This is a genomic window from Bacteroidota bacterium (assembly GCA_016711505.1).
GTDB lineage: Bacteria > Bacteroidota > Bacteroidia > AKYH767-A > 2013-40CM-41-45 > JADKIH01.
On the sequence record JADJSV010000017.1, the window covers coordinates 505972 to 523448 of the forward strand.

Genomic DNA, 17477 nt, shown 5'->3' on the forward strand with positions numbered 1-17477 from the left:
ATAGACACCGGTTCTTCGATGGAAAAAAATGATTCTATCACGTGTTAAAAAAGATTTCATTTACCAGCTCATTTAATTTCACTACTTCCGAATTAAAATCATTTTAAAAAATGACTTTTATCCTTAACATAAGAAATTAAACTTTATACTTTTATCTATTAGTATCTTTTTCTGATTTCATAATTCTAAATAAAAAACCATGGAAAAAATATTTCTGAATAAAACCGCCATCATTACAGGTGGTAGTTTTGGCATTGGAAGAGCTACACGCAATTGCTTTCGCAAATCACGGCGCAAATGTAGTCATTGCTGACATAATTGAAGATCACGAAACTTCAGACCAGATCAAAAGTTCAGGAGGTAATTGCATTTTTGTAAAATGCGATGTTTCAAATTCAAATGATGTCAAACGATTGATTGATTCTGCTATCAGTGCATTTGGTACAATAGATTTTTGCTTCAATAATGCAGGCATAGAAGGTATTTCAGCCCTCACTCATGAATGCACTGAAGAAAACTGGGAGCGGACAATAAATGTTAATCAAAAAGGAGTCTGGCTTTGCATGAAGCATCAGATACCTGTTATGTTGATTCAGGGAAAAGGTGTAATTGTTAACAATGCATCAGTAGCCGGATTAGTTGGGTTTCAAAATCTCCCGGCTTATGTTGCTTCCAAACATGCAATCATTGGACTTACAAAATGCGCAGCTCTTGAATACGCTAAAAAGGGTATTCGTGTAAATGTTGTTTGCCCAGGTGTAATTAAAACTCCTATGATAGATCGGTTCACCGGCAATAATAAAGAAGCCGAAAAACAATTTGAAAATCAGGAACCGATTGGAAGACTTGGTTCACCTGAAGAAGTTGCCAATGCAGTCGTCTGGCTTTGTTCTGATCAGTCTTCTTTTGTTACGGGAGTTACACTACCGGTTGATGGTGGTTGGGTTGCTCAATAATTATTATTATCGTTTCAGATTTGTCAGGAACAATTAATATCTGACTTCTTTAGAAGAAGGCTTTTATTGATCTCATTTTCGGCAATGAGAATATTTTCTATCCCTTGTAAGATTGCATCCGGATTGAAAGAAATACTGTCAATTCCCTGCTCTACAAGAAATGAAGCATATTCCTTATAATCACTTGGAGCTTGTCCGCACAATCCGATTTTTTTATTCATCAGTTTTGCTTTACTGATTGCAAGACGGATCAGATTTTTCGGTGCCTCATTTCTTTCATCAAATAGATTGCTGATAATTGATGAATCCCTGTCAATCCCAAGGGTCAATTGTGTCAGGTCGTTTGAGCCAATTGAAAATCCGTCAAAATGTGCGGAGAACTCTTCCAGCAACAGAGCATTTGACGGAATCTCCACCATCATGTAGATCTGAAGATCATTCTGTCCGCGTGTGAGGCCAAAGTCTGACATCACTTGTATTACTTTCCGGGCTTCTTCAACTGTTCTGCAAAACGGAATCATTAGTTTTACATTTGTCAGCCCCATTTCTTCCCGGACTTTTTTCATGGCTTCACATTCAAGTCTGAAACCTTCTCTATAACTTTCATGATAATACCTTGATGCCCCACGAAAACCTATCATTGGATTTTCCTCTACCGGTTCAAATTCTTTGCCACCAATGAGATTAGCGTACTCATTGGTTTTGAAGTCACTCATTCGAACAATTACTTCCTTCGGATAAAATGCTGCTGCAATAACTGCAATTGATTCAGATAATTTATCTGTCAGAAATTTTTCTTTACTTCCATATCCGGCAGTGATCTTTTCAATTTCTCTCTTCGCTTTTTTGTCTTTTAGTTTTTCAAAATTCACGAGAGCCATTGGGTGGATCCGAACTGAGTTGGTTATACTAAATTCCATTCTCAGCAATCCAACTCCATTATTGGGATAAAAAGAATTTTCAAATGCATTGTCGGGATCGCTAAGAATTAACATTGCCTTTGTTTTAGGCATACTCAATTTCTGAAGATCAAAATTCGTTTCGATCCAGTTAAGTTTTCCTTTATACACAGAACCTGTTTGTCCTTCTGCACAACACACTGTAATTATATCTCCACTTTTAATTGAATCCGTTGCATTGCCGGTTCCAACTACTGCAGGTAAACCAAGTTCTCTTGCTACAATTGAAGCATGACTTGTTCTGCCACCGCTATTAGTTACAATTGCTCCTGCTTTTTTCATAATCACATTCCAGTCAGGATTGGTAATGTCTGTTATTAAAATCTCACCCGGCAATAGCTGATCAGCTTCTGTAGGCGACAAAAGTATCCTGGCAGTTCCGGAAACTATTTTGCTGCCGATTGCAATTCCCCTGACTATCAACTCTCCTTTATCTTTTAATGTATAGATCTTGTGTTGTGTAAGACTTTTTTGCGAATGAATAGTTTCCGGCCGTGCCTGAACAATGTACATCTCTTCTGTCAATCCATCTTTCGCCCACTCTATATCCATGGGTTGCTTATAATGTTCTTCTATTGCCTGTGCTGCCTGCGCAAGTTTCAATATCTCCTTATCAGATAATATGTATTTGTTTCGGAGATTTTCAGGAGTATCAATATTCACCGTTGCAAGTCCTTGTTGATGGTCTATATTATCCGGATAAACGAGCATCTTCTCTTTACTTCCCAATTTCCGGCTGATGATCGCTTCTTTATTTTCAGCGAGGGTTCTCTTGAAAATTAAAAACTCGTCAGGATTAACAGAGCCCTTTACAATATTCTCACCTAATCCCCAACTACCCGCTATGTGAATCACATCACGAAATCCGGAATCAGGTTCCAGCGTAAAACAAACTCCAGAACATCCGAGATCAGACCGGATCATTTTTTGAATACCGACGGAAATAGCGATTTTCATATGATCAAACCCCTTATCTTCCCTGTACTTTATTGCTCGCTGATTAAATAACGATGCATAACAATTCAGTACTGCATTCAGCAATGAATGACTACCACGGATATTTAAAAACGAATCGTGCTGTCCAGCGAAACTGGCACCGGGAAGATCTTCAGCTGTTGCGCTGCTTCTCACAGCAACATCAGTGTCGCTACCATACTTTTGCTGCATCCTGTAATACTCTTTCTCAATCTGCATTTTTGTTTCTTCCGGCAGCTTCGATGTTAGAATTAATTTTTTTGCTGTATCGCTGATAATCTCAATATTCCTAAAATCTTTTCTATCTAACTTAGATAAAATCTCTGTTAAGGCCGACTTGAGATTATTAAAATAAATAAAATCCCAGTAAGCATAAGATGTAAGTGCAAATCCTTCGGGAACTTTGACATCGCTTTCTGATAACGACTGAATCAATTCTCCCAAGGAGGCGTTTTTTCCACCTACCATTGCAAGATCTTTTAAATTAACGTCTGAAAAACTTACAACCAGCTTCTCAGACGTATTGCCTGAATTTTCCATTTTATAAAGAATTAATAACCTGTGTGAAATATCATAGTCGGTATATGTGAATGATACACCATTTTTTTTGTTAGCCCCGGATGAAATAATTTTGAATAAAATGATCTGTTTCTCATATTTATGAATAGCAGATCAGCTTCAAAACTGTTTTTTCATTAACTATCTATTTTCTTTTTTCCGGTTGCGGATTTGGTTTTGCCGGAGCTAATTTATCAGGAATTGATTTCCGGATATCCGGTTTTCTAGGCGTTACAGGTGGCTTAGGCGTTACCGGTTGTTTAGGCTGAACTTTTTCCTTTGGAACCATCTCTCTGATTTTCGGCTGCGTCTTTACTTTCGGCGAAGTGCTCTCCCATTCTTCTCTATGATAATCCTGAGCCTTTTGTCTGTCATTGTATTGTTCCGGTTTTCCGGTATCAATTTTCGGAGGCTTCTGATCTTTTATGACAGGTTTAGTGTCTGTTTCAATTTTAGTTTCTCCGCCTTTAACCAATTCATTATTTCTCTTTAAAACAGGAAAATTGCTTTTATTCTGTTCATAATATTCATCTCTCTGAATAGTATTCAAATCTTTTTCCGGAACGGTCTTTTACCGTATTCAATTGACCCAGTTCTTTCATTGTTTCAATACCATTTGTTTTATTCCTGATAAAGTCGCGAGGTAAATATTTTTATTTTCCTCTACCCATCTGTTAACAACAATAGAATTTGAACCTATTGAATTTCGATGTCCATAATAATGTGATACAAATGTGTGACCAATATGCGGATGATGATGCCAATGATGTGGATGATAAAAGTACCAGTGTACAAATCTGTAAGAAGGCATGCCTATGATAATAATATTCCCGAAAGGATCATAATAAAATCCCAGATCTACCCAAACCGGAACAGGATACCAATAGGGTTCCGGATACCAGAAAGGATAACCGTACCAATAAGGATATGGATAATAATTATAATGAACGATCACATTATTAGTTACTGCAAGAGATTTAATTTCATTTTCAGACTTTTCGTTTTCAGAACTGTATTCTCCGGCAAGTGCTTTCAGATCATTCAAATTGTTGGTGTCTTTCTGAACAGAGTCTTTCCATTGTAATAATTCCTCAGCATTTTGTCTTGCAACTGCCAGACTAACTGAGTCTGCAAAATGAATTACATTTTCAGGATTCCTTTTATACTCCGCGCCTGCCATCACTGCTATATCCAGATGATCATTCAAAATAGAAAGTACTTCAGGGAAAGAAAGTAATTCCCTGTAAGCTCTTTTTGTTTTTTCAGTATAGCCTGAAAGTAAAGTTTCAAAGTTCTGCCCGGTAACTTTATTCAGTGAATCTATACTTTTCAATGACCCGGGATTATTACGAATATGTTTCATTGCAAGCCCTTTAACTTCTTCCGGGTATCCTTCAAATACTTTATCCGTTTCTGATACAGATCTATCTTTTACAAGCGCAGTAATCAATTCAGGATATCTGCTCAGATTCCAAAGTTCTTCCTGTTCTTCTCTGCTTTTTGATGCTAATAATTCTCTGAATGCGAAAGCTGATTTCTCCTGTTGCATTGACAATCTGACCAAGAGTTCAGGATACTGGCTTGCTTCAAAAATATTCAGCCGAACACTATCCGGATACAATGCAAGAGCATTGATTGCAGCAGAATCTTCTTTAGAAAAATTCGTTGTATTAACAGATTTTTGCGCGGTCAAATTAAGCGACAAAAAGATGAACTGGATTGAAATAAAAATGATTCTGATATTCATGATAATTATTTTTAAAATAAATTAAAATAATTGAATTAGTAGCATATTCTTTCACGGAAAATTAAATTCCATCTTCCAAATTAGTACCGGACTTTTTAAAAGTAATTTTCATTTTTATCTTTCTCTGAATTCTTACAACTTTGATCTTTGTGTAAAACTTTCGGATCCGTTTCTTATGGACTGTCGGTGCATTAGAAATATTTTTCAGAAAGTAGTGATTCACTGTTTTTAATCCTCCAATCCAGTCAATAACTTCTGCTTGCAGAAAACGATAATTGTTTACCATGATCCTTTTGACTTCCATTATTAGTTTAACAAATAAATCCTCGAATACTTCCTGTGTAAAGTTTCTTCTTAAATAAGGAATGAAATATGATGAATCTTAGGAAACTTTCGGAGGTCTGTCATTGTAAATCCAATAATATTCAACTACCTTGTCAGTTCTGATTAAAGCATATAACTATGGACAAAATTATTTCACACCTGAAAAAACACTCTATCAAGTATTGGGGTCTGATAATAGTTGTCGTTTTTATTCTGTACTATTTCCTGACAACAAAAAATCTGAATTAGTAAAACGTCGTTTTTAAGAATTTCCTCAGTAAACAGCGTCTTATATCATATGATTTGCTGAGTATAGTCATCTCTAAAGCTATTTATAAATTGAAACTTTGATATATAAACTTTGAAATCATGGAAGCAAATACCCAAACAAATCAAACAAGTATGTTCTCAGAAAAACTAAACAAATTCCAGCAGGAAATTGAAGAGTTTGCATTACAGTTTTCGCTCGGAAAAGCTGAAGCCAAAGATAAGTTTCAGGAAGTCCGGAAAGAATTCAAGGCACAGGTAAATGAATGGATCAGCTCCATAAAAGAAAGTAAAGAACAGTCAACTGAAAAAATTAAAAGTTTACTGGAAGAATTGCAGATACAATTGGCGCTGGGAAAAGCTGAAGCAAAAGAAGTTTATGAAGAGCAAAGAAAAAAGATGGAGCGTCTGATCACTGAAGTGGAAACAGAATTAAAAAATCAACCTCAATTAAAATATCTTCTGCCAGAAATTAAACTTGAATTAATAAAGATCAAATTAAAACTTCAGATCCTTAGCATTGAATTCAAGCTCAAACAAAATGACATGAGTAAAATGATACATCAGGAACTGAATAAACTCAGGACTAATTTTGATTACCTATTCAAGAATGATTCCAAAGATTCATTTCACATTAAAGAAAAAGTCGATCATTTCAACAATGAAATAGAAAAGGCTTTTGATCATTTGAAAAAAGCAATAAAGTCTTTCTCATAAATCTTAAACTTCGCATTAAAGCCTCATCAGAAATAATATTCTGACGAGGCTTTTTGTTTTAACTTAATTCCTTCTTGTCATTTGTTCTGCCCTAATCTGAAACCAATCGTCCGCTGAGTGACATCCTGATCCAGAAAAGTTTGTAAACCGATAGTGTAACTTTCTGTTATTTTCCCGAAAAGATATTCATAAAATTTCTGATGATCGGGAAGATTGCTTTCATCAATTTCAAATTCTTCCTCATAGTCAATTAATTTTACAAGATAATTCCTGTCTTTTAACTTTTTAAAAATTAATCCCAGTATGATCGTCTCCTGCGGGAATACATCTTTCCCTTCATAGACATTGATCCCAAAAGCGAATTCCCAAAATGAATCTGCTCTTATTGACAATGTGTTGAATATTGGCGCCGGTACAGATTCATATTCTCCTTCCTCGTTTAATTTGAAAAAAGACAATTGTGAATAGGGAATCTGAAAATGATCTACTATACCTTTCCAAAGATCACCGGCAAACTGATGACATTCGCTTCTGTATTTTTTAAATTCTTCACGTGCTCCACTATAGGAATCACAAATGGACTCAAACTTTGTCATAGATTATTAATTTAAACAGGTTATGTCGGATAATTACATAATTGATTTCTATGCAACTCTTCTAAGGTGAAAGATTTTTTTTGAAATAAGCATAATGGTTATAACAAGAAATACTCCTATAAACGTCATCGCCATATCTTTTGGCGTATCATAGAAATCATCCTGAGCTCCAATGAAAAGAAAGGACAAGCGTGGACCTGAAAATTCAAATACCAGCCATTCAAGAATTTCATATACTGAAGCCATACCAAGTAAAAGTGCAGCCGGGATCATATAATTCATAAATTTCCGGTTCCCTATCTCATATTTTATCATTTCATACAACGGATAGAATAATAAGAAACCATAGAAGAAATGAGTAAACCGGTCAAAGACATTTCGTGTGGTATTAAACCATGTCGATAATTCAAATCCTATCGGCACATAGCCAACCCCATAATGCGCCTGAATTACGGGCATTATCATATAGACAAAGATCAGTAAATAGGATCCATCCGAGATTCTGAACCGCTCTCCTAAATATATAAACAGCGGTACAAAAATTATTACAGGCAACAATTCCAAAAACCAGTTTTCACCTGATAATGGATTGACTGCAGATCCCAAAACGGCTAATATAAAAATTGTTAATAGTGCAATCTTAAATTTCGATTTCGCCATGTGTCCATAAAAATTAAATAATGTATATTAAAAAATATCCTACTCCACCTGTCAACTTGCAAAAACACTTTTCTGCTTTAAAGTACAACAAAAGCTCAATCGTGTCTTCTATTGCTCTGTTCCAGCGGTGAATTTGAGACTCCATATTAACGAATAAATCATACAATCAGACTGACACGTATCATCGTTAATCTTGACATAAGTCACAACTTTACCGGGTCACTTCATTAGCTTTACTGAATGAGGACAATTCTAACCGCAAGCGATTTTTCCAAAAACGGGAATAATACTGTCGAATATGCAGCCAGCCTTGCTGAAGTTTTTAATTCAAGACTGATCATTTGCCATGTCAATGAGACTTTCACGCAGAATATAAGAATCAGCGAAAGTGCAGTCAATACAGAGTTGCTTTCTGAAATGAGATCAAATCTGGAATTGTTGAAACAAAAAATTCTGAACAAACATCCTCATCTATCAATTGATTGTATTGTTTTGACCGGATCAACATCTCATGAAACTATAAAGAACTATTCTGAAGAAAACAAAATAGATCTTATTGTTATTGGTTGTACAGGAACAAATGTCATTGAAAGAAAACTGATGGGTAGTACAAGTTCTAAGTTAATTCTCTCTTCGACGATCCCATTAATATGCATACCAGAACACACAAACTATTCACCAATTAAACGAATTGCATTTGCAACGGATCTTAGAGAAGATAATCTTAGTGCATCTCATAGCATAATCACTTTTGCAAAACAATTTCAATCTGAAATTTCGTTTCTCTTTATCGATAAAAAAGATGAAATACATACTGAAGAACAAATTTCAGAGTTGACCAGAAAAATCCGGGAGAAGGTACATTACCCGAAAATTTCCGGCTATATCATACAGCATATTAATTTAAACAAAGGGATAAACGCATTTCATAAGAAACACAATATCGATCTGCTCGTAATGCTTAAACATGTTGATGAAAACTCAAACATAGCATTGTCCAAGAGTAATACCGTATATGTATCAGAACATACCACTTTGCCTTTACTTGTATTAAGGTCCGGAATAATTTCTGTTATCTAATGTGCTTTCTACCACTTACTGGTATCGTTTTATCAAAGCAATTCCATCAAATTTATTCAGCATGCCCGGTTCAACGAAAGACACTTTTCCATGCTTATCGAGAACTATATGAGCTAATCTGCTTCCGATATCTTTGATAAAAGTATCACTTTCTGAATTCTGAATATCTGTAAAATAATTCTGTTCAGAATTTAAAAATACCGGTTTCAAATAATTTCGCTCCAATATTAAAGTCATCCCTTTGCCTTCGATCGCAGAATTATAAACATCATCTAGACCGATATCAACGAGATCCCGCCCAAACTTTTCATCAATTTCATTGATAATTTTATTGGTTTCCGAAACGAAGTACGATTCAACCATTTGCCATGATTTAGCCCGCAGTTCAGGCAGGTCGTGTTCAAAATTTCCATGAATCTCTCCGATAATAATTGAGTTGTGATGACTCAGGGACTTAAATAATGCAGGTTCCTTTCCTGTTCCCGTAATTATCAAAACACTGTCCTTTGAGATCAAATTATTTATAAAGTGATCGACTTCTTTGTAAAATTTCTTCAGGCCGATAATTTGTGTGTCCGATTTATCTTTTTCTACGCTTTTCAAACCATATCCTGTAGAAGAACCTATGGAAGTATGCTCGTATTCTTTATCGTCGTCAAATTTTAAATTATGATTTCCTGTAACTTCAATAAGGGTTCCTGAATTGCCCTTATATAATTTTGCACTCTTCATTGTTAGACTTAATACAAAATAATCGATTGCTAATTGGGTTTTATATAAAAGCTCCCTCATCTGAAATTCCTTGTCGATCAAAAAATACTCTTCTACTTCAAATGGGAAAGTAATAATACTTTTCATTTCTTTCGACAAGTAAATCCCGACACCTTTGGCTCCGCTGATCTTTGAGAATTCCTTTTTAAGGGAATTCAAAGATGTCTTGATTCCTTCTGCTTCAGATGTTGAATTGCTTTTATCAAGTTCTGAAATGGCGTCAGAAACAATTTTGTGAAACCTGATACTGTCTTCTTCTGCCTGAGCAGGAACAGAATGCAATGGCATAATAATCGTTAAACATAACTGACCGGTTGTGTTCTTAATTTTCAAATATTCTTCATCTGTTTTCATAACTTTTATTTTTTATTTTATTTAATTGTACATTTTCGGGTAACCAAAATATTCCTTTCACATTTGTTAGCCATCCGGGAAGAATATATACCATCGCAATTTCTTCAATTAGATCCAGACCTGTTATTATCACCGCTGAATAAAACAAAAACAAATCCGGGTCAGGCATTATAAATATGTGTATTAAAAAAAGTCCCTGCAACAATGCTCCGACCTTTGCTAGATAAGTGTGAAAGCTGGTGAACTTCTGATATTTAATCAGTGAATATGAAATTTGAATCAGGAAAAGAAAGAACAGAGTAAGAAAGGCTAATTTATGTTCCAGCATGAATTCAGATTTATACATTATCATACCAATGACTGCCATTAGCACTGTCAGATCATCTCCTATAGAATCCATTCTTGTTCCTAATATACTTGTCACCTTGAATTTTCTCGCAAGAAATCCATCTATCAAATCTGTAAAAAAACTCAGTACAAGAAATTTTGCAAATGTATCCAGCCTGTTTGAAACAAGAAGATAGAGTAATAATGGAGCTGCTAATATGCGGTACAATGTAATTGCATTAACGATATAGAAAGAAGTTCGTCTCATCTGCAAAATTTTATCAGGTAAATCAGAACAACCGGAGCTGAGCCAAACATTGAATCAAAACGATCTAATACACCACCATGACCAGGGAATATACTTCCGGAATCTTTTACATGCCGGCTACGCTTTAACATGGATTTTACAAGATCGCCGAATGTTCCGAAACATATAATTATCATTGATACAATGATCCAGTTGATCTTTTGCTGAGCAAACTGGAAATTATAAAAGAAGCCGAGAAGAATAACTATCAACGAAGCAGACAGAAACCCCTCCCATGTTTTATTGGGTGAGATCCTGACAAAAAGTTTTTTTCTTCCAAACTTTTTTCCAAAAACATAAGCGGAAGAATCGAATACCCAGATAAGCGAGAAATATAAAAGGAGAAATTCAGATGAATAGTAATTATTTTCCGTTGAAATAAACGGAATGGCAAGTATGCATATTACCGGAACTGTAATATAGATCACTCCAAACAATGTTAACGAAACAGAAACAAACGGCTCAGGATTTTTACGATATAACTCGTAGATATATGTCAACAAAACTAATGGTAATAAAAATAATGCCGATGACCATGATAATAGATCCACCAATGACATAGCTGAAATCAGGAATAGAACGGTTGAAAATGTATATCCAGGAATTTTTGCGATGTTGTAATTTGATCCACGAAAAAGCCTGTAAAATTCAAAGAGCCCTGTCACGTTGATTAAATAAAACAATAATATAAAAGACATGGGCCCAAACATTGTATTTCCAACAATGATTGAAACCAATAAAACCCCTGTGATCAATCTTGTAATCAGATTGTTTGTTTTTACTTGTTCAAATGTCGCCAATCGCAGTTGCATCAACTATGAAATATAAATAGTGGGATTGTTGTATAAGCTGTTATTTCCTTGATCAGGTTTTTATGGAACAATTTATAAACCGGCCCATGCTTCTGAAATGAAACCACAAGCATGTCCATCTTATTTTTATCGATCAAAGATTTAAGTCCACTGACAGTGTTTTCCTGAATTAATCTGTGAAATGATACCCTATGAATAAAATCACTTTCATCTTCTATTGAATTTCGAAACGAATGATAGACTGTTTTACTCAATTCAGAATCAACCTCGCTGATATGAACTATTTCGTATCGTGGGTTGAAGTCCTTAAAAATTCCATCCAGGTGGTTCAGGTTTAATTCCTCTTCAGAAGTATAATCAGAAGCAATATAAATTTCTGAAATGGCTTTAAACTCACAATTCTCCGGTACGATCAGGACAGGAGTCTCAGCATTCTTTGAGATATTATAACTATGCGTACCAAAATAAAATTCATAAATATTGTTTGAGCCATTTGTCCCAATCACAATAAGATCGAATTCGCCACCTATTTCAGCAATACTTTTCTCAACTGACCCAATCGTACTTGATATCAACTGATCACAACTGATGTTAAATTTCAAAGTGGTTTCTTTGCAGTGATCTTCCAGTATGTCTGAAAACATATTTGTAATCTTAACAGATTCTCTTTCGCTGCCTGAAAAAAGAGAAACTCCCTCACCCAGTGGCATCTTCTGAACATTCAAAAATGTTAACGTAGCTTTTAACTGTTGAGAAAGTCTTGCTGCGTACTCCATTGCATTCAGTGCAGATTGCGATAAATCGGTTGGACATAATATTTTCATGATTGCATCTTTACCTTAGTAAAATTGCACATTGGGAATATCAAACTATATGATATTCACTTCCATTTTAATTGATTGTTATCATAATTCCTCTACGGGAAAATTTGGCGAAGTGCTAAATCGCAATAATTCCACCTTTTTATTCATTTGAGAAAAGCTGCATCTCAGTTATTTTTATCTTAACGAATACTACATATTCTTCCGTCCGATAAACCTGATTACCGAACCTTCACCATTATGAAATGATCCTTCATTCAATTGAATCACTTTTTCATCCAGTTCTATTATTTCGAAATTATTAAAATCTGACTGTATTTCTTCTTTTGAAAATAACATTTCAATTTCTCTGGGTCCGCCAACACTTTCATTCCTGGAAATGTATTCAAGGTGTTTTTTGCTGAATGCCTCGAAAATTATTATTCCCCCTTTTTTTAAGTAATTACCTAGTGTTTTGTGATATTCTGATTTTATCTCTGCCGGAAAATGTGCATATATCAAAGCTATTACATCAAACGACTCCGGTTTATAATTCAATGATTGAAGTCCTCCAACTTCGTATTTAATTTTTACATTATTCTTTTTGGCCAGTTCTTCTGCTTTGTGTTTACCAACAGAACTTATGTCAAATGCATAAACATCCCAGCCTTTCGTTGCTGCGAAAACGGCATTCCGACCTTCTCCTTCAGCAGGAAAGAGAATTTTTCCCGGTTTAAGCTTTTGTAATTGCTCCCGGAGAAAATTATTGGGCTCTTCTCCATAGACAAATTCTTCTTTGCTGTATCGGTCATCCCAACTTTTTACCCAATTATTGCTCATAATTTCCTTTAAATCTTTTTCAATCGAAGTCTTATCTTTCGTTCAAAAAATTAAATTCCGCTATTAATATCCGAAATTTATTTAAGTTTTAAAATAAAATATGAAAATATATAAAAAGGAGATGATGCTAAGCATCACTCCTTTTTATATTTAAAGGTTTACAATCTCAAAGTAAATTTTATTTTCTGTGTGTTAAATTTTAAATTTCTTCTTGTCTTTCTTAAGGTGGATTCAGTTTAACTCTTAATAAACTTTTTAGATCTGATGTTTTTATCATTACCGATTATAACTTCATACACTCCGACTGACAATTCTGATATATCAATAGTGTGACTTTCCTTTGAAGAGTATCCGGATTTAACAATTTCACCAATGCTATTAACTATTTTAAAAGCGCCAATTTCATTTCCTTCAATTTCTATATTGATAATACGACCGGAAGGATTTGGAAATATTTCAATCGATCCACCAATGTTCAACTCTGAAATTTCTGTACTTCCAAATCGCGGATTAAATCTGAATACAGTGCCACTATCAGGAACACCTGACATGGCAAGAAAACTATAATTCGCCGCTGAGTCAATTGCGAAATTGGTTGGCGATCCTGTTATCCAAAGTTTTTCATAACAGAGTGTAAAGTTATCCCGCGAATAAAACATTCCAACCTGCGGACCAGAAGTAGTATTAAAACCACTTGCATTGTTAGCTGAACGAGGGCCGTAATGAATTTCAATAACGCTGCTTGCCTGATAGATCCAGATCTGAAGATTAACAAAGTTGATTGCCGATCCAACACGAATTTTAAGATTTTTCCATTGGCATTTTAAAATATAATTTCCCGGTATGCCATCAATAACATGCGTAATCGATGACGCTGAATCAATACTATCCAGATAAGTGAATGCCGCATCAATAATAATGAGAGAAGAATCATTATCAATTCTCAGATTTCCATTTGGTTGAATAGCTATTGTTTTTATTCCATCAAATGTGAATGGCAAGTTGTAGAAGTAAACTGTTTGTGAATTTAATCCTTGCAAAGTATACGCATTAGTAGACGGATTGAATGCTGACCATGGAACATCAGTCGGAAATTCAAGATCGGAATACGCAGATTGCGTTGCCTGAAACTCGTAAGAATTCTGTGACCTGACCAAAGTGGATGTTAAACATAATACTACTGTCAGAATAATTTGTGTGATGTGTAGTAGATTTTTTCTCATAGTGATTAATTTTTAGTTGAGTATCTGATTTGCTTAATCACTCAAATGATTAAACTATCGCTCCAACAAAAATAAGAGCGATAATTACACAACAAAATCTTTCGGAGAATTTCTGATACTACATGTACATGTAGAAAATTATTCAATTATTTCTTCTGACAAAACTCTGACGGAGTGTCGGTTTCTGAAGCTTATAAAAATGCTTGAATATTTTTAACAAGTAATTACACAACTTTATTTTTTCAATTTCCACTTCTCAACTAACTCTGCATTGAATCCTTCTCCGACTTTCGGATTTGGAGTTCCTTTTCCTGTATCGATAAAACTGAGTAGACTTTTTGTGATGTAGCCTGTCCAGGCATCGTTACAAACTTTGTAACATTCATATTCGGGAACTAAACCTTCGTGAGTGAATTTGATCACTGAATGTGGGGGTTGATTTTTACCGGGAGTTGATGGACTTATTTCAAAGATCAATTTTGTATTTACCCATTCGGTTTTGTCATCAATGAAATTGAATTGATTGTCGAGTACAAGATAAACCAATCTTTTTCCGGGAACTGATTCGATCAATTTCAACTTACATAAGTGAACGTCTTTGTAATGATAGAAGAACTTTTCATTTAGCTTGTCGCTATTGCCTTCAATTTCCTCCGACCACCAGCCACGGAAATTCTGAATTGCCTTGAAAGCTGTTGTTTCGTCTTTGTTGATGATGATGGTTGCTGTGAAACTTTTGTTTTCCATTTTATGATTTTATAATTGGGTATGCGATTATTTTATATTTCGATTAAAATATTTTTAGAGATTTCGAACAAATGGCGATAAAGATCTGCGCTAAATCTGCGGGATTCGCGAGATCTGCGGGAAATATTTTTAAGCGAAATTTAGCTCCCGCAGATCTCGCGAATCCCGCAGATTTAGCGCAGATTTTGGCTATTTGTTATTAAGAGTATAATAATATCGGACTATTAAATATAAAAAGAAAAGAATGTCATTTCGGTAGCCTCCTCGTGAACTTTTTCTTTGTGCATCATTTTCATCAGGCTTCGATTAAAGGCTTCAGTTTGTTCTCCAGATATTGCGTCCATGCCGGCGCACATGCATCATAACATTCAACGGTTGGAGTTAAGCCTTCGTGTGTGAATTTCAATTCGGTTGAATTACCGTTTGTTGAGATCTCGAAAATAATTTTTGTTCCTGTCCACTCATCTTTATGTTCGATGAAATCCAGATTACAATAAGTGGTAAGCCATACTACTTTTTTATCAGGAATAACTTCTACCAATTTATGTTTTGTAGAATGTAATCCATCACCGGCTTCAAAACTGAATTCATCATTCAGATCTTTTGTGTTGCCTGTAATGTTTTCCGAATAATATCCGGACCACCAACTGCGTACATCCTGTATTGCTTTGAATACTTTTTGTGGAGATTGAGTGGTTTGTAAAGTGAGGGTGAAATTTTTTGTTGTCATAATTAAATTTTTTTTTCTGCGGTTTTTCTGCGTATTCTGCGCAATTCTGCGGGAAATAATTCTGGTGTTTTATTTCCCGCAGAATTGCGCAGAATACGCAGAAAAACCGCAGAGATATATTATTTTAAATATACTAACTGCCCAATATGATACTGCAAATGTGTCGTTCTGGTCAAAAGAATATTCAACTTACTACGATGTGGTTCTTTTGCGAAGTCTTCTTCGGAAACCGATGTGTGTCTTTCAAACCAGTTGTCTGAAGTCAGACGTTCGAACTTTTGTTTCATGTCTTCCTTTTGCTCATTCCATTTTGAACGCAAGTCCTTTGCTGAAGGAATTTCTGTAACTACTTTATCCGCTTCTTCCAAAAAGGCTTTCGAAAGTTCCGGATATTTTTTTTCACCCATATTTAATAGTACAAGCATGCTATCATGCACTGCGATCAAATGTCCTAACAAATAGATTCCCCGATTCTTTCCCGGTGCTACTTCTCTCTGCAGCTGTTCATCATTCACTGCATTCAGCAATTTGTTACAATTTTCAATAGATGCATTCCATCTATCCATTACCATTTTTACGATTATCTGATCTTTAGTCATTTATTTCGCTTTTTTAAGTTATTTTAGTTTATACTGCAATATTAGTGTCGCATTTTGACTTTATGTGGTGGATATATAGACATTATAACGGGTTGTTTTGGACATCCCAATTACCTAGATTTGCATTTATAGAATTGATCGTATGAAACACATAACCATATTGGTTCCCGACGGCGAAGGCAATAACTTAAGTAGTATCATCGGTCCATACAAGATACTTTCCAGAGCAAATTGGTATTATAAACAAAATAACAATCGGGAGTTATATTCAATACAACTTGCGGGAGTTCTGAAAAAGTAAATTTTTATGATGAACTATTTTCCGTAAAACCACATACAACAATTTCAAATCTTAATAAGACTAATCTAATAGTAATTCCTTCGCTGAATCACGATTACAAAAATACTGCACAGAAAAATAAATTGATGATCGATTGGATTGAGAAGCAATATAAGAATGGTGCAGAAGTCGCAGCTATTTGTACCGGTGCTTTTCTTCTTGCAACAACAGGGTTACTTGATGGGAAAAGTTGTTCAACACATTGGTCTGCCAGTGAAGACTTCAGAGTTCTGTTTCCGAAAGTAAATATAAAGGCTGACCGACTTATCACTGATGAAAATGGAATTTATACAAATGGCGGCGCGTTTTCATTTTTGAATCTTATAATTTATCTGGTTGAAAAATATTTCGACAGACAAACTGCTATTTATTGCAGCAAAGTTTTTCAGATCGAAATGGACAGAAACAATCAATCACAATTTGCAATCTTTACCGGACAGAAACTTCATGGTGACGATGTTGTTAAACAGGCGCAGGAAATTCTTGAGAAAAATATTGCTGAGAAAATTTCTATCGAAGAGTTGTCTTCAAAATTATCTGTTGGAAGAAGAAATTTCGACAGAAGATTCATCAAAGCTACCGGCAATACACCTACAGAATATTCTCAGCGTGTAAAAATGGAAGCAGCAAAAAAAGCACTCGAATCAACACGCAAAACTGTCAATGAAGTAATGTATGATGTTGGCTACTCCGATCAGAAAGCATTTCGGGAAGTATTCAGGAAAGTTACGGGGATGTCGCCGGTAGAGTATCGTGGCAGGTTCAATAATGATCCGGGAACGTGAATT

The 17477-nt window shown here is 35.0% G+C and carries 17 protein-coding genes and 2 pseudogenes; 4 read left to right on the plus strand and 15 right to left on the minus strand.

Features of this window, described 5'->3' with window-relative positions; all coding sequences use genetic code 11:
• The first annotated feature begins 199 nt into the window (after window positions 1–199).
• Window positions 200–956: pseudogene (locus IPL24_15760) on the plus strand (SDR family oxidoreductase).
• Between the two features lie 23 nt (window positions 957–979).
• Here the strand turns inward: IPL24_15760 and ppsA are convergent.
• From ppsA to IPL24_15780, 4 genes are all read right to left on the minus strand, one after another.
• On the minus strand, window positions 980–3430 hold the full coding sequence (ppsA, locus tag IPL24_15765) for a phosphoenolpyruvate synthase (protein ID MBK8365062.1): 2451 nt from the start codon (window positions 3428–3430) through the stop codon (window positions 980–982).
• A gap of 163 nt (window positions 3431–3593) precedes the next feature.
• Window positions 3594–3998, minus strand: coding sequence for a hypothetical protein (locus IPL24_15770; protein ID MBK8365063.1), 405 nt, complete (start codon window positions 3996–3998; stop codon window positions 3594–3596).
• A gap of 48 nt (window positions 3999–4046) precedes the next feature.
• On the minus strand, window positions 4047–5195 hold the full coding sequence (locus IPL24_15775; GenBank protein MBK8365064.1) for a hypothetical protein: 1149 nt from the start codon (window positions 5193–5195) through the stop codon (window positions 4047–4049).
• A gap of 61 nt (window positions 5196–5256) precedes the next feature.
• Complete coding sequence (locus IPL24_15780) at window positions 5257–5499, minus strand: hypothetical protein (GenBank protein ID MBK8365065.1); 243 nt, start codon at window positions 5497–5499, stop codon at window positions 5257–5259.
• 389 nt (window positions 5500–5888) lie between these two features.
• Between IPL24_15780 and IPL24_15785 the strand changes: the two genes are divergently transcribed.
• Window positions 5889–6503 (plus strand): hypothetical protein, encoded by a 615-nt coding sequence (locus IPL24_15785; GenBank protein MBK8365066.1) that lies wholly within the window; start codon window positions 5889–5891, stop codon window positions 6501–6503.
• A gap of 77 nt (window positions 6504–6580) precedes the next feature.
• Here IPL24_15785 and IPL24_15790 read toward each other — a convergent pair whose 3' ends face one another.
• Together IPL24_15790 and IPL24_15795 are read right to left on the minus strand one after the other, a co-directional pair.
• Window positions 6581–7099 carry a hypothetical protein gene (locus tag IPL24_15790; protein MBK8365067.1) on the minus strand — a complete coding sequence of 173 codons (519 nt, stop codon included), beginning with the start codon at window positions 7097–7099 and terminating at the stop codon, window positions 6581–6583.
• A 48-nt stretch (window positions 7100–7147) separates the two neighbouring features.
• Complete coding sequence (locus IPL24_15795) at window positions 7148–7759, minus strand: DUF2238 domain-containing protein (GenBank protein ID MBK8365068.1); 612 nt, start codon at window positions 7757–7759, stop codon at window positions 7148–7150.
• 240 nt (window positions 7760–7999) lie between these two features.
• On the opposite strand from IPL24_15795, the gene IPL24_15800 reads away from it, so the two are divergent.
• Entirely contained in the window at window positions 8000–8839 is an 840-nt protein-coding gene (locus IPL24_15800) for a universal stress protein (protein ID MBK8365069.1), read from the plus strand.
• A 15-nt stretch (window positions 8840–8854) separates the two neighbouring features.
• On the opposite strand, the gene IPL24_15805 is transcribed toward IPL24_15800, so the two are convergent.
• The 9 genes from IPL24_15805 to IPL24_15845 all read right to left on the minus strand — a co-directional run bounded on the left by IPL24_15805 (window position 8855) and on the right by IPL24_15845 (window position 16349).
• Window positions 8855–9964, minus strand: a complete 1110-nt coding sequence (locus tag IPL24_15805) for a hypothetical protein (GenBank protein MBK8365070.1) — start codon at window positions 9962–9964, stop codon at window positions 8855–8857.
• The gene (locus tag IPL24_15810; GenBank protein MBK8365071.1) at window positions 9951–10559 is read right to left on the minus strand and encodes a CDP-alcohol phosphatidyltransferase family protein; all 609 of its coding nucleotides are present in this window, start codon (window positions 10557–10559) and stop codon (window positions 9951–9953) included. Before IPL24_15810 ends, IPL24_15805 begins: the two co-directional genes overlap by 14 nt.
• Entirely contained in the window at window positions 10556–11410 is an 855-nt protein-coding gene (locus tag IPL24_15815; protein MBK8365072.1) for a phosphatidate cytidylyltransferase, read from the minus strand. The genes IPL24_15810 and IPL24_15815 overlap by 4 nt, the downstream gene beginning before the upstream one ends.
• Entirely contained in the window at window positions 11410–12234 is an 825-nt protein-coding gene (locus IPL24_15820; protein MBK8365073.1) for a universal stress protein, read from the minus strand. The genes IPL24_15815 and IPL24_15820 overlap by 1 nt, the downstream gene beginning before the upstream one ends.
• 189 nt (window positions 12235–12423) lie before the next feature.
• Window positions 12424–13050: a class I SAM-dependent methyltransferase gene (locus tag IPL24_15825; protein MBK8365074.1), complete on the minus strand. Its 627-nt coding sequence runs from the start codon at window positions 13048–13050 to the stop codon at window positions 12424–12426.
• A gap of 236 nt (window positions 13051–13286) precedes the next feature.
• Entirely contained in the window at window positions 13287–14273 is a 987-nt protein-coding gene (locus IPL24_15830) for a T9SS type A sorting domain-containing protein (GenBank protein MBK8365075.1), read from the minus strand.
• A gap of 234 nt (window positions 14274–14507) precedes the next feature.
• Window positions 14508–15020: an SRPBCC domain-containing protein gene (locus IPL24_15835; protein MBK8365076.1), complete on the minus strand. Its 513-nt coding sequence runs from the start codon at window positions 15018–15020 to the stop codon at window positions 14508–14510.
• A 295-nt stretch (window positions 15021–15315) separates the two neighbouring features.
• The gene (locus IPL24_15840; GenBank protein ID MBK8365077.1) at window positions 15316–15750 is read right to left on the minus strand and encodes an SRPBCC domain-containing protein; all 435 of its coding nucleotides are present in this window, start codon (window positions 15748–15750) and stop codon (window positions 15316–15318) included.
• A 119-nt stretch (window positions 15751–15869) separates the two neighbouring features.
• On the minus strand, window positions 15870–16349 hold the full coding sequence (locus tag IPL24_15845) for a DinB family protein (protein MBK8365078.1): 480 nt from the start codon (window positions 16347–16349) through the stop codon (window positions 15870–15872).
• A gap of 142 nt (window positions 16350–16491) precedes the next feature.
• Here IPL24_15845 and IPL24_15850 point away from each other — a divergent pair.
• Window positions 16492–17474: pseudogene (locus tag IPL24_15850) on the plus strand (helix-turn-helix domain-containing protein).
• The last annotated feature ends 3 nt before the right edge of the window (window positions 17475–17477 follow it).

Coding starts and splice junctions, on each gene's coding strand:
- IPL24_15835 (MBK8365076.1), bottom strand. CDS start 15,020: ATGGAAAACAAAAGTTTCACAGCAACCATCATCATCAACAAAGACGAA.
- ppsA (MBK8365062.1), bottom strand. CDS start 3,430: ATGGAAAATTCAGGCAATACGTCTGAGAAGCTGGTTGTAAGTTTTTCA.
- IPL24_15775 (MBK8365064.1), bottom strand. CDS start 5,195: ATGAATATCAGAATCATTTTTATTTCAATCCAGTTCATCTTTTTGTCG.
- IPL24_15825 (MBK8365074.1), bottom strand. CDS start 13,050: ATGAGCAATAATTGGGTAAAAAGTTGGGATGACCGATACAGCAAAGAA.
- IPL24_15810 (MBK8365071.1), bottom strand. CDS start 10,559: ATGAGACGAACTTCTTTCTATATCGTTAATGCAATTACATTGTACCGC.
- IPL24_15785 (MBK8365066.1), top strand. CDS start 5,889: ATGGAAGCAAATACCCAAACAAATCAAACAAGTATGTTCTCAGAAAAA.
- IPL24_15805 (MBK8365070.1), bottom strand. CDS start 9,964: ATGAAAACAGATGAAGAATATTTGAAAATTAAGAACACAACCGGTCAG.
- IPL24_15815 (MBK8365072.1), bottom strand. CDS start 11,410: ATGCAACTGCGATTGGCGACATTTGAACAAGTAAAAACAAACAATCTG.
- IPL24_15840 (MBK8365077.1), bottom strand. CDS start 15,750: ATGACAACAAAAAATTTCACCCTCACTTTACAAACCACTCAATCTCCA.
- IPL24_15845 (MBK8365078.1), bottom strand. CDS start 16,349: ATGACTAAAGATCAGATAATCGTAAAAATGGTAATGGATAGATGGAAT.
- IPL24_15800 (MBK8365069.1), top strand. CDS start 8,000: ATGAGGACAATTCTAACCGCAAGCGATTTTTCCAAAAACGGGAATAAT.
- IPL24_15795 (MBK8365068.1), bottom strand. CDS start 7,759: ATGGCGAAATCGAAATTTAAGATTGCACTATTAACAATTTTTATATTA.
- IPL24_15830 (MBK8365075.1), bottom strand. CDS start 14,273: ATGAGAAAAAATCTACTACACATCACACAAATTATTCTGACAGTAGTA.
- IPL24_15790 (MBK8365067.1), bottom strand. CDS start 7,099: ATGACAAAGTTTGAGTCCATTTGTGATTCCTATAGTGGAGCACGTGAA.
- IPL24_15780 (MBK8365065.1), bottom strand. CDS start 5,499: ATGGAAGTCAAAAGGATCATGGTAAACAATTATCGTTTTCTGCAAGCA.
- IPL24_15820 (MBK8365073.1), bottom strand. CDS start 12,234: ATGAAAATATTATGTCCAACCGATTTATCGCAATCTGCACTGAATGCA.